The organism is Stenotrophomonas sp. STEN023 (genome assembly GCF_056760135.1).
The window spans coordinates 1-12,340 of sequence record NZ_JBRREF010000119.1; the positions used below are offsets into that span (position 1 = coordinate 1).

General features: G+C 64.8%; 11 protein-coding genes. 4 read left to right on the top strand and 7 right to left on the bottom strand.

The window, feature by feature from the left end:
* Positions 1 to 514: 514 nt before the first annotated feature.
* From pepQ to rph, 7 genes are all read right to left on the bottom strand, one after another.
* The gene (gene pepQ, locus ACVOLV_RS20840) at positions 515 to 1,843 is read right to left on the bottom strand and encodes a Xaa-Pro dipeptidase (RefSeq protein ID WP_481556037.1); all 1,329 of its coding nucleotides are present in this window, start codon (positions 1,841 to 1,843) and stop codon (positions 515 to 517) included.
* Between the two features lie 82 nt (positions 1,844 to 1,925).
* Positions 1,926 to 2,273, bottom strand: coding sequence for a PilZ domain-containing protein (locus tag ACVOLV_RS20845; RefSeq protein WP_481556029.1), 348 nt, complete (start codon positions 2,271 to 2,273; stop codon positions 1,926 to 1,928).
* Complete coding sequence (locus ACVOLV_RS20850) at positions 2,270 to 4,738, bottom strand: DUF1631 domain-containing protein (protein WP_481556030.1); 2,469 nt, start codon at positions 4,736 to 4,738, stop codon at positions 2,270 to 2,272. The genes ACVOLV_RS20845 and ACVOLV_RS20850 overlap by 4 nt, the downstream gene beginning before the upstream one ends.
* A 69-nt stretch (positions 4,739 to 4,807) precedes the next feature.
* The gene (hemW, locus tag ACVOLV_RS20855; RefSeq protein ID WP_481556031.1) at positions 4,808 to 6,025 is read right to left on the bottom strand and encodes a radical SAM family heme chaperone HemW; all 1,218 of its coding nucleotides are present in this window, start codon (positions 6,023 to 6,025) and stop codon (positions 4,808 to 4,810) included.
* Between the two features lie 12 nt (positions 6,026 to 6,037).
* On the bottom strand, positions 6,038 to 6,637 hold the full coding sequence (gene rdgB, locus ACVOLV_RS20860) for an RdgB/HAM1 family non-canonical purine NTP pyrophosphatase (RefSeq protein WP_481556032.1): 600 nt from the start codon (positions 6,635 to 6,637) through the stop codon (positions 6,038 to 6,040).
* Entirely contained in the window at positions 6,634 to 7,023 is a 390-nt protein-coding gene (locus ACVOLV_RS20865; protein WP_481556033.1) for a VOC family protein, read from the bottom strand. Before ACVOLV_RS20865 ends, rdgB begins: the two co-directional genes overlap by 4 nt.
* Positions 7,020 to 7,748, bottom strand: a complete 729-nt coding sequence (gene rph, locus ACVOLV_RS20870; protein ID WP_481556034.1) for a ribonuclease PH — start codon at positions 7,746 to 7,748, stop codon at positions 7,020 to 7,022. The genes ACVOLV_RS20865 and rph overlap by 4 nt, the downstream gene beginning before the upstream one ends.
* A gap of 110 nt (positions 7,749 to 7,858) precedes the next feature.
* Here rph and ACVOLV_RS20875 point away from each other — a divergent pair, with 110 nt between their 5' ends.
* The 4 genes from ACVOLV_RS20875 to ACVOLV_RS20890 all read left to right on the top strand — a co-directional run bounded on the left by ACVOLV_RS20875 (position 7,859) and on the right by ACVOLV_RS20890 (position 12,212).
* A complete protein-coding gene (locus ACVOLV_RS20875; protein WP_481556035.1) occupies positions 7,859 to 8,719 on the top strand; it encodes a YicC/YloC family endoribonuclease in 861 nt (286 codons plus the stop codon).
* 182 nt (positions 8,720 to 8,901) lie between these two features.
* Positions 8,902 to 9,522, top strand: coding sequence for a guanylate kinase (gene gmk / locus ACVOLV_RS20880; protein ID WP_296250265.1), 621 nt, complete (start codon positions 8,902 to 8,904; stop codon positions 9,520 to 9,522).
* Between the two features lie 124 nt (positions 9,523 to 9,646).
* A complete protein-coding gene (gene rpoZ / locus ACVOLV_RS20885) occupies positions 9,647 to 9,946 on the top strand; it encodes a DNA-directed RNA polymerase subunit omega (RefSeq protein WP_282271463.1) in 300 nt (99 codons plus the stop codon).
* Between the two features lie 106 nt (positions 9,947 to 10,052).
* The gene (locus ACVOLV_RS20890; protein WP_481556036.1) at positions 10,053 to 12,212 is read left to right on the top strand and encodes a RelA/SpoT family protein; all 2,160 of its coding nucleotides are present in this window, start codon (positions 10,053 to 10,055) and stop codon (positions 12,210 to 12,212) included.
* Positions 12,213 to 12,340: the final 128 nt, after the last annotated feature.

A 12,340-nucleotide genomic window follows, 5' to 3' on the forward strand; every position in this document is an offset into this window, starting at 1 on the left:
TTTCTTTGCTTGTGCAAAGAAAAGATAACCAAAAGAAAGCACACCCTGCCTACGCGCCTTCCGCGCTGCGCGCTCCAGGTCCACTCCGCTGGCAGGATTTTTCGACGATACATCCCTGTATCGTCGAAAAACGACGTGCATCCATGCACGTCGCCCCGTGCGGGGTCTTGTCTGCCAGCTCCGTCGCTGCGGAAGGGGCCCGTACGTCAAAGGCGCAGAGCAACAGCAACAGCAACAGCAAGTGCAAGTGCAAGTGCAAGTGCAAAGCAACGGCACCCCTCCCTGACCCTCCCCTACGCTGCGCGTAAGGGAGGGGAAACAGCAACAGCCAAAGCAACAGCCAAAGCAACAGCCAAAGCAGCAGCCAAAGCCAAAGCTCGATTGACTGTGCTTCTTTTGATCGGAGGCGGAGGGTTTGTGCGAAAGCAGATGCTGGTGCATCCGCTGTATTACTCATCCCGGGCGCATTGCGCGCCCGGGGTTCAATCACAGGGCGACTGATGTCGCTCTTGCATCACGCCTGCGCAGCAAATTCCGGACGGGTCAGGTTGTCCGCTTCGCCGTCGGTGCACAGCACCTCGTCCTCGATGCGGACGCCACCATAGGGACGGAAGAAGTCCACGCGATCCCAGTTGATGCTGGCTGCGTTGCCTGCCTTCTTCACCTCATCCAACAACATGTCGATGAAGTACAGGCCCGGCTCGATGGTCACCACCATGCCCGGTTCCAGTACGCGGGTCATGCGCAGGTAGGGATGGCCGGCCGGGCGCTCGACGCGGCCGCCGTCTTCGCTGGCGGCGAATCCGGCCACGTCGTGTACCTGCGCGCCGATCAGATGGCCAATGCCGTGCGGGAAGAATGCCGCGCTTACGCCCGTCGCCAGGGCAGCTTCCGGCGAAACCGTGATCACGCCAAAATCCTTGAGGATACCCATCAGCGACAGGTGTGCATCGATGTGCAGCTGCTTGTAATCAAAGCCAGCACGTACTGCCGCGCACATCTTCAGCTGCGCGGCATCGACCGCGTCAATGAAGGATTGAAATTCATCGTGGCCGGCCGCTGCGTAGGTGCGGGTGATGTCGCTGGCGTAACCGTAGGCCGAAGCGCCGGCATCGATCAGGAAGCTGCGCAGTGGCTGCGGTGCCTGTTTGCCCAGGTCGGTGTAATGCAGCACGGCGGCGTGTTCGTTGAGGCCGATGATATTGCCGTAAGGCAGCTCATTGGCGTCCTGGCCGACGGCGCTGCAATACGCCATGTGGATCTCGAACTCGCTGGCACCGGCGCGGAACGCGGCCTCGGCGGCGCGGTGGCCGCGTACACCCAGTACCTGCGCCTGGCGCATCAGCGCGATCTCGTACGGCGTCTTGTAGCCGCGATGCCATTCCAGGTAATTGATCACCGCTGCCGGATTGTTCGGCGCAAAGCCGCCCAGCGCGCTCTGCGGCTCGCCGAGGATGGCGCAGCGGCTCGGGTCGGCCGGCAGCAGGGCCAGGGCGTCTTCCGGCTTGCGGATGATGTGGATGTCGAAATGTTCCACCCACCAGCCGCTCGGCGCGCCCGGTACCACGTGCCAGTAATCGAAGGGCTGGTAGAACACCAGCGTCGGGCGCTTGCCCGGGGTGTGGATCAGCCAGCTGTACGGCAGCTTGGTCAACGGCAGCCAGGTCTTGAACTGCGGGTTGACCGCGTACGGATAGTCGCGGTCGTCGAACACCTGGTAATGCTGGGTGCCGCTGGGAACCACCAGGTGATCGAAACCACCACGCGCCAGCGCCGCGTCGGCGCGGCGGATCATTTCGCCAAGGTGGTGGGCGTACAGGCTGCCTGGATCTTGCTGGTTCATCGCGGTGGCTCGCTGGGACATGCGGAATGCAGGCCCCAATTCTGCCGCAATCAGTCCGCTGCTGCTGTGCCGTTTTCGGCACTCAGGCTGCGGGGAGGCTGCCTTCTATCCACTGCACAAGGCGTTCGCGGTGGGTCTTGTCCAGCGTCAGGAAGCGGAATCCGGCCCATGACTGCTCGGGCGCATGTGTCGGCTCGCTCCACAACAGATGCACGCCGACGTCTATCTGCAGATGACCGCCACGGCCATCGGGGATCGGGAACTGCAACTGGTACAAGGCGTCGTCGTGCATTGGCACGGAAGTGATCAGCAGCATGCCGGTTTCGGATATGTTGCCGAGCCTGCCGATCTGGGAGCCGGTCATCTGGTCGCGCACCGGCACCAGCTCCGGTACCTGCAGGCGCGGTGCGCGGCGGGTATTGGTGATCATGCGGACTCCCCTGCGTTGGAGGCATGGCCGGCGATCGAGCGCAGCGCGCGCACGGTGGCCTGCCAGGCGCGGTCGATCAGGCGGCCCTTGTCCTCGGTGACGATGCGCAGCTGGCCCTTGGCCATCAACCGCGACATCGCGTCGAGTGAATGCTCCGATACCTTCTGTCCGCGCTGGTTCACGAACAGGGCGTTGCCGGTGATCAGGCTGTACCAGGACAGGCGTTGGCGCCGGTTGTCGCCCTGCTGGTTGACGGTGAACTCGAACCAGGTGCCGAACGGCAAGGTACGCAGCTGGCGGTAATGCGCCTCCTCCTCTTCGCTGCGGGGGGCTTCGACTTTCTTGCGGCGGTCCTCTTCGTCGGGCTCGCCAGACTCGCCAAGACGGGTGCGAGTCTTGAGTTTGGCGGCCAGCTCGGTGCGCGAAATGATGTCGTCTTCACCGCCAGGCGTGGACAGCCGGCGTGAGATCGCCGCGGCTTCGTCCTGGTGGTAGCCCACCTGCAGCAGTGATTGCTCGATTTCCTCGCCGAAACCGACATCGGCAGGGCTGCCGGGCGGCATGCTGGTGATCTCACCGATGCGGCGGGTGGCATGCTCACGCTGCTGCCACTCCTCCGAGCCTTCGCCCTGGCGCAGCAGGGTGAGGGTGAGCACGTCGGCCCATGCCTTGCGCAGCAGGGTCTGCACGAACTTGGGCGGCTCAGCGCTCTGGCAGAGATCATCGATGCTGGTATTGGCCAGCTGTTTGGCGGCTTCCAGACGCTCCTTGCCGCGGGCAGCATCCACCTGCCGGCGTTCGGCCATCTCTGCGCGACGGGCAGCCGCACGCAGGTGGCCTTGGATGATGTCGTTGGCTTCAGCAAAGACGGCTTCGTCGCCCTGGTAGTCGTTGACGACCTTGTTGACGGCATCCTTGAGCTTCAGCAGCAGTACCGGATCGCTGTCTTCGTCGCTGAGCCAGACCGCCCCGGACTCGGCCACCGCATTGAGCAGTTCGCGCGCCGGGTGCTGGTCGCGCAGGAAGAACTCCTGGTCGCTGATCGCAGCGCGGGCCAGCGGCACCTGCAGGCGGCGTAGCAGATCCGCAGCTGGGCCCTCGCTGCGCACCTCGCGCTGCAGCTCCGAATAGAGCATGCCGAGCAGGTCCATGGTGTCGCCGTCCTGCACTGACAGCGTCGCGGCGGGGCCGTGTTCGGCCTTGACCTGGGCAATCAGTGCATTGCGGATGTCCGCCATGCCGTGACGGCTGCCGGATGACGAGGCTGCAGCCTGCAGTTTGCCGAGCACCTCCATCGCGACCTGGGTGGAAACAGGCTCGGCTGGAACGTTCGCGTTATTGGCAGCCGCGGCAGCGAAGGGTGGTGTGCCGGTGGCGCCGTGTGGTGCCTGTGCCTGCTGGGCGGAGAAATCGGGCATTGCGGCCGTGCCAGCCGTCGTGCCGGTGGCGCGACCTGAAGGCGCACCGCCACTGTTGCTACCTGCGCTCATCGTAAGAGCGTGACGCGCGGCATCAAGCAGGCTATGCAGGCTTTCCATCGGCGGCATGGCGGCTGCATTGCTGGTGCTCTGCACCGAGGCGGCGCCGGGTACGGCGGCTGCGGTTGCCGGACCTGCCTGCAGTTCATTGGAAATGCTGGCCCAGGAGGCGGCCGGGGCTTGCCCTTGCCAACTGGTCAAGGGAGCCGAGCCTGCGCTGCGAGTTCCACCGGCATCGGCTTGGCCGCTGACAGCGCCCGCGCCACGCGGGGCGGAAGGGCGGGGCAGATGTGGGCGATAGACCAGCCCGGGAAGTACGCCCTCACGCTCCAGCAGGATGTTCAGGCGGTCTACCAGTTCGGCATGGCGCGTCATTACCATGCGCTCGAAGACCTGGTACAGCACCAGCTGGGCATCAAGGCTGAGCTGCATCTGTTCGCCGGTCTCGCGCAGCGCCCGGCATTGCGCGTACGGGCCGACCGGCAGACGCTCGGGATCAAACGCGGGCTGCGCCGCCAGTACCGCAAAGCGCTGCCCCAGCAGCAACAGTGGGCTGGGGGCGCGGAACGCTTCGCGACGCGCCATTTCGTGCAGCAGGATGTCGCGGTCGATGTCGGTGTCTTCCACCAGCGTCATCGACTTGAAGGTTGCCGCGTGTGCTTCCTGGTCAGGCCTGGGCGGATCCTTGAAGCTCGCCACCTGCGCGGCCAATGCCTCAAAAAAGAAGTCAGGGAGCTGTTCGGCGCGCTCGCGTAGCACCCGCAGCTGGCTGTAGATGTCGGACTGGACCTGGCTGTTGTGGGCCATTTCCGCGCGCTTGAACAAGGCGCGTTCCAGCTCGATGGCAGTCAGCTGCAGCGGCGTGCGCAGGACTTCATCGGTGGCCAGAAAGATACTTTCCAACAAGTGACGTACGCGGGCAGGAGCCGGCGTGGCGGCAATCCGTGCCATGGCTTGGCTGGATGAGCGTGGTGCAGTGCCTGACATCCTGTATTCCTTCCCCCGAATGGGCGTTTTCTACCATTTATGCGACGTAACGGCCACTTTCAGTGTGTTTCAGGCCAAAAACAGTTCCACCACGTCATTGGTGAAGCGGCGGCCAAGTTCGGTAGGGGTCCAATAGTCTCCGCTGCAGATCAGCCAGCCACGTTCAACCGCCATTGCCAGGGAAGGTAGAAGCACGCTTCGTGCCAAACCGGTGCGGGACTCGAAGTCGCGCAGGCTGAAGCCTTCGTGCAGGCGTAGCAGGTTGAGCATGTATTCGAACGGCAACCGCTCGGGGCTGATCACATCATCGCCGCCGATGCTGGCCAGGCTGCCGGCGGTGTCCATGAAGGTCTGCGGGTGCTTGTGCTTCCAGCGGCGCAGCACGTGCTGCTCGGCGCCGGAGCTGATCTTGCCGTGGGCGCCGGCGCCGATGCCCAGGTAGTCGCCAAAGCGCCAGTAGTTGAGGTTGTGCTGGCACTGCCAACCGTCGCGGGCATAGGCACTGACCTCGTACTGGCCATAGCCGCGCTCGGCCAGCAGGGCCTGGCAGTGTTCCTGGATGTCCCAGGCGCTGTCTTCGTCGGGAATACCCTGCGGCGGCCGGGCGAAGAACACCGTATTCGGCTCCAGCGTCAGCTGGTAGTGCGAGATATGGGTGGGGTCGAGTGCGAAGGCGCGCTCAAGATCGTGCTCGGCCTGGGCCAGCGTCTGCTGTGGCAGCGCGTACATCAGGTCGATGTTGAAGTTCTTGTAGCCGGCGTCCTGCGCCAGCTTGACCGCGCGCTCGGCCTCGTTGCTGTCGTGGATGCGGCCCAGGCGCTTGAGCGCCTCATCGTTGAAGGTCTGGATGCCGAAGCTGATGCGGTTCACGCCAGCGGCGCGATAGCGGTCGAAGCGGCCGTGCTCGGCCGTGCCCGGATTGGTTTCCAGGGTCACTTCCAGGTTTGGCGCGAAACGCAGCCGTGCGCTGGCTGCCTGCAGGAAACGGTCGATGGCCTCCGGCGGGAACAGGCTGGGGGTACCGCCACCGAAAAACACGCTGCTGACCACCCGCCCCCAGACCAGCGGCAGATCCTGGTCCAGGTCGCGGATCAGCGCATCGATATAGGCATCGAACGGCAACTCGCCCTTGCCGGCATGCGAGTTGAAATCGCAGTACGGGCATTTGCGCACGCACCACGGCAGGTGCACATACAGCGCCAGCGGCGGTGGCACCAGCTGTACATCAGCCGCTACGTCGCAGCCGCAGGCGGCATCGTGGGTGTGGAGGTGCGAATGCGTGTTCATCAGCGCGATATCTCAGCGTGCCAGTTGCGCGGACAACTGCTGGACCAGCAACTGCAGCGCCTTGGCGCGGTGGCTGCGGCCGTTCTTCTGTGCCGGTTCCATCTGCGCCGCGGTCAGGCCGAGTTCTTCATCCAGGAACACCGGGTTGTAGCCGAATCCATTGTTGCCGCGCAGCTCGTCGATGATGCGGCCTTCCCAGCTGCCTTCGCAGATCAGCGGTTGCGGATCATTGGCATGGCGCAGCAGTACGATCACTGCGTAGAAGCGCGCCGTACGGCGTTCGGCCGGGACATCGCGCAGCGCATCAAGCAGCTTGGCGTTGTTGGCGGCATCGTCGGTGGGGCTGCCGGCGTAGCGCGCGCTGTACAGACCGGGTGCGCCGTCCAGTGCATCGACGATCAGGCCGGAGTCGTCGGCCAGCGCTGGCAGGCCGGTCACCGTGCAGGCATGGCGGGCCTTGATCAACGCGTTCTCGACGAAGGTCAGGCCGGTTTCCGGCACATCGTCCACGCCCAGTTCGCGCTGCGGCACGATCTGCAGCGGCAGGTTGGCCAACATGGCCTGCAGTTCTTTCAACTTGCCGGCGTTGCCGCTGGCCAATACCAGTTTCATTGCTTGGGCTCCAACAAGTCCCAGGTGTTGCCGTACAGGTCGCGGAACACCGCGACCGTTGCATAAGTTTCCTTGCGCGGTGCTTCGAGGAATTCCACGCCCTGCGCGGTCATTGCCGCGTGGTCGCGCCAGAAATCATCGGTGTTGAGGAAGAAGCCAACGCGGCCACCGGTTTGATTGCCGATGCGGCTACGTTGTTCTTCATCGCTGGCGCGCGCCAACAGCAGCGCGGCGGCGCTGCCATCGGTCGGGCCGACCACGACCCAGCGCTTGCGGCCCTGGTCCAGGTCCTCCAGCAGCTGGAAGCCGAGCTTGCCGGTGTACCAGGCGATGGCTTCGTCGTAGTCGGCGACGACGAGGGTGACCAGGGCGAGGCGCCGCCTCATACCTGCGCCAACGCCGCCTGCTGGGCGTCGAACAGCTCGCGGATGCCCTTTTCGGCCAGCACCAGCAGCGCGTCCAGTTCATCGCGGCGGAAGGCATGGCCTTCGGCTGTGCCCTGCAGCTCGATGAAGCCGCCACCGTCATTCATGACGATATTCATGTCGGTATCGCAGTCGCTGTCCTCGGGGTAATCCAGGTCCAGCACCGGCTGGCCCTTGTAGACGCCGACCGAGACCGCGGCCACCGCGCCGAACAACGGGTTGCGCTTGATCTCGCCACGCTTCATCAGCAGGTTCACGGCGTCCACCAGGGCGACGTAAGCACCGGTGATGGCAGCGGTGCGGGTGCCGCCATCGGCCTGCAGCACGTCGCAGTCCAGGGTGATGGTGCGTTCGCCCAGTGCATTGCGGTCGATGCAGGCGCGCAGGGTGCGGCCGATCAGGCGCTGGATTTCCAGGGTGCGACCGCCCTGTTTGCCGCGCGCGGCTTCACGGTCGGAGCGGGTGTGGGTGGAGCGCGGCAGCATGCCGTATTCAGCGGTGACCCAGCCTTCGCCCTTGCCGCGCAGGAAGCCGGGGACCCGGTTCTCGACGCTGGCGGTGCACAGCACGCGGGTGTCGCCAAAGCTCACCAGCACCGAGCCTTCGGCATGGCGGGTGAAGGAACGCTCGATGGTGACGGTGCGCATCTGGTCGGCCTGGCGGCCGCTGGGACGGGAGAAGGTCATGGGGAATCCGGTTAGTACGAGGTGAACTGGCGGGCGTCTGGGTGGTGGATGCACCAGCGTCCAGAGGTGGCTAGGGTACCATTCGCCCTTTGAAACACATCGGAAAGCACATGATTCGGAGCATGACCGCCTATGCCGGCGGCGAACGCATTACCGCGTGGGGCACCCTGGGCTGCGAGCTGCGCTCGGTGAACCACCGGTTCCTGGAAGTGGGCGTGCGTCTGCCCGAGGACCTGCGTGCGCTGGAGCCGCAGCTGCGCGAGCGCATTGCTGCCCGGGTCAGCCGCGGCAAGCTGGATCTGGTGATGCGCCTGCGCGCACCGGAAGCCGCCACTTCGCTGGCAGTCAACGAAGTACTGGTAGAGCAGCTGGCTGAATTGGCCCAACGCCTGCACAGCCGCTTCCCCGGGATGCAGGTGGGTTTCACCGATCTGCTGCAGCACCCCGGCGTGCTGCGTGCCGAGGCCACCGACAGTGCCGCCCTGCATGCCGAAGCGCTGGCCTTGCTGGAAGAGACCGTCACCAGCTTCGTACAGGCGCGTGAGCGCGAAGGCGACAAGCTGGCCGCTGCCATCAGCGAGCGCGTCGATTCAGTCGAACGCATTGCCGGCGAAGTGCGCGAACTGATCCCGGCCATCCGCGAGGGGCAGCGGGTCAAACTGGCCGCGCGCCTGGCCGACCTGCCGCACCCGGTTGACCCGGGCCGGGCAGAGCAGGAGCTGGTGATGTGGCTGCAGAAGCTCGACGTGGACGAAGAGCTGGACCGTCTGGACAGCCATATCGCGGAGATCCGTCGCGTGCTGCGCCAGCGCGAGCCGGTCGGCCGCCGCCTGGACTTCCTGCTGCAGGAGTTCAATCGCGAAGCCAACACCCTGGGTTCCAAGTCGGTCGATGCACGCACCTCCAACGCCGCCGTCGAGCTGAAAGTGCTGATCGACCAGATCCGCGAGCAGGTCCAGAACATCGAGTAAGGGGTAGTGCCGAGCCCTTCTCGGCAGGCGCTTCCCCAGCAAAGCTGGCCACGCCCCCCCCCCCCCCCCCCCACTACAGGTGGAGCCTCTCCTACCGGACTCCTGGGGCCATCAACCCCCGATCCTGCACAGACCGGCCCACGCCGGTACAATGCCGGGCCATTCCGACGTTGGCCCACCGCATGCGTGGCACCCTCTATATCGTCGCTGCCCCGTCCGGGGCCGGCAAAAGCAGCATCGTCAACGCCACTCTGGCGCGTGACCCGCACATTTCGCTGTCGATCTCCTTTACTTCGCGGGCCATGCGCCCGGGCGAAGTCAACGGCAAGCACTATCACTTCGTCCCGGCCGCAGAGTTCGAACAGATGATCGCCGCCGGCGATTTCTTCGAACACGCGCTGGTGCATGGCGACTGGAAGGGTACAGCCCGGCAGTCGGTGGAGCCGCAGCTGGCGGCCGGCAAGGATGTGCTGCTGGAGATCGACTGGCAGGGCGCGCGCCAGGTGCGCGAGAAGGTGCCGGGCGCGGTCAGCGTCTTCATCCTGCCGCCGTCGCGGCAGGCGCTGGACGAGCGCATGCGCAAGCGTGGCCAGGACAGCGAGGCGGTGATGGCCCAGCGCCTGGCCGCCGCGCGTGAGGAAATGCTGCATTACGACGAGTTCGACTACGTCATCATCAACGAGGATTTCGATACCGCCGTTGGTGAAATGTGCTCGATCTTCGCCGCCAGCCGACTGCGCTGCGAACCCCAGCAGCGACGCCATGGCGAGCTGATCGCCTCGTTGCTGGCCCCTGAAAACTGAGCAAGTGATTGATCCACAAGGGGCTGTTCAGGCCTTGACTTGATTTCAGGACTGGTCTTCCCCTACAATCCGTCCCCTTTCCCTCATTCGATCGAGCGGCCGTTGCAGGTCGCCGGGAGCCCGCATGGCCCGCATTACCGTAGAAGATTGCCTGGAAGTCGTTAACAACCGTTTTGAGCTGGTCATGATGGCGTCCAAGCGCGCCCGTCAGCTGGCCAATGGTGTCCAGGCGACGATCGACAACAGCGAGAGCGAGGACAAGCCGACCGTGTTGGCGCTGCGCGAAATCGCTGCCCGTCGCATCGACAACGAGCTGATCGAGGAAGTCGAGAAGTCCGAGCGCGAGCGCATCGAGCGTGAAGCACTGGAATGGGCAGCCGCTGAAGTGGTCGCCGACGAAGACATGTCCAAGAACGACGATTGATCGCCTCTCTGGCATCGATTGATGTTGTCTGCAAACAGCCCGCCAAAAGCGGGCTGTTTGCGTTGCAGGAATTGCCGTGGAACGCCTGCTGGCATAGTCTTCTGCCATGAACCCAGGCCCTTCCGCCCAGGTAGCCACGCCCGCGGGCGGGGTGGTACCTGATTACGTACTGCAACTCGAACGCGCAGCCAGCTACCTCCCCACCGAGCAGCTGCCGCTGCTGCGTCGTGCCTGGGAGGTCGGGGCGGCCGCGCACGCCGGCCAGACCCGCAAATCCGGCGAACCCTATATCACCCACCCGGTGGCGGTGGCGCGCATCCTGGCCGAGCTCGGTCTGGATGTTGAAACCCTGATCGCGGCGATCCTGCACGACACCATCGAAGACACCCCGCTCACCGGCGAAGAACTGGCCGCCGAGTTCGGCCAGGCCGTGGCCGATCTGGTCGAGGGCGTCACCAAGCTGGACAAGCTCAAGTTCCGCGACCGCCAGGAAGCGGCGGCGGAGAGCTTCCGCAAGATGCTGCTGGCGATGTCACGCGACCTGCGCGTGATCATGATCAAGCTGGCCGACCGCCTGCACAACATGCGCACCCTGGGTGCGCAGAGTGCCGAGGCGCGGCGCCGCATCGCCACCGAAACGCTGGATATCTACGCGCCCATCGCCCAGCGCCTGGGCATGAACCTGATCAAGTCCGAGCTGCAGAACCTAGGCTTCCGCGCGCTGTACCCGTGGCGCCACGCCATCATCGAAAAACACATCCGCAGCCAGCCGGTGGTGCGTCGTGAGTCGATGGCGCAGGTGGAAGTACAGCTGTCGCAGCGCCTGGCGCGCGAAGGGCTGGAACACCGCCTGATCAGCCGCATCAAGACGCCCTGGAGCATCTACACCAAGATGCGCGAGGAGAACAAAAGCTTCGACCAGGTCATGGATGTGTTCGGCTTCCGCCTGGTGATGCGCAACGTGCCCAACTGCTACCACGCACTGGGCGGCGTGCATGCCGCGTTCAAGCCGCTGGACGGGCGCTTCCGTGATTTCATCGCCATTCCCAAGGCCAACGGTTACCAGTCGCTGCACACGGTGCTGTTCGGGCCCTACGGCTCGCCGATCGAAGTGCAGATCCGCACCGAGGAAATGGACCTGATCGCCGAGCGCGGTGTGGCCGCGCACTGGACCTACAAATTCGGTGGCGATGGCCCCAACAGCGCGCAGAGCAGGGCGCATGCCTGGATCGTCGAGCTGATCGATTCGCAGCGCACCGCCGGTTCCTCGCTGGAGTTCCTGGACAACGTCAAGGTCGATCTGTTCCCGGACGAGGTCTACCTGTTCACGCCCAAGGGCAAGATCCTGGCGCTGCCGCGCAATTCCACCGCGCTGGATTTCGCCTATGCCGTGCACACCGACGTGGGCAACCGCGCGGTGGCCTCGCGCGTGGACAAGAAACTGGTACCGCTGCGCACGCGCCTGGTCAGCGGGCAGACGGTGGAGATCATCACTGCGCGCTCGGCCTCGCCCAAGCCGCAGTGGCTGGAGTTCGTGGTCAGCAGCAAGGCGCGTACCGCGATCCGCCACCAGCTCAAGCAGCTGGAGCACGAGGACGCCGTGCAGCTCGGCCACAGCATGCTCGACCGTGCGCTGGAAGCGATGGACAGCTCGATCGAGCGCCTGCCAAAGGGTCGGCTGGATGCTTTCCTCAACGAGCACCGCTACCCGCGCCTGGAGGCCTTCCTGGCCGATGTGGCGCTGGGCAACTGGATGCCAACCCAGGCTGCACAAGCCTTGATGTCGTATGCCGAGCTGCGTGCCAGCGGCGTTTCGCACCGTGCCCAGGAGAAGATCCTGATCAACGGCAGCGAGCGTGGCGTGGTCAGCTTCGCCAACTGTTGTCAGCCGATTCCCGGCGACGACATCATGGGTTACCACACCGCCGGCAAGGGTATCGTCGTGCACCGACTGGATTGCCCGAACCTGGCCGAACTGCGCAAGACGCCAGATCGCTGGGTGCCGATTGGCTGGGATACCAGCGTGGTTGGCGACTACGACACCGCGTTGGTGGTCGAGGTGGAGAACGGCACCGGTGTGCTGGCACAGCTGGCCGCCGCGATTGCCCATAGCCATTCCAACATCGAGCGCGTGGACTACCTGGACCGCGACTTCAACGCAGCGGTGTTGTGTTTCAACATCCAGGTCCGCGACCGCAACCACCTGGCCGAGGTAATGCGTCGCCTGCGCCGCCTGCAGGTAGTGCAGTCCGTCCGCCGTCAGTAAGGGCAGTGCCGAGCCATGCTCGGCAGGGGCCTTATCGATCCAGTCGCGGCATTTGTGGGAGCGGCGTCAGCCGCGAAGCTGATGGTTCAACAGATTGCAGGCAGTCAGGCGATTTCTGCTACGACGGC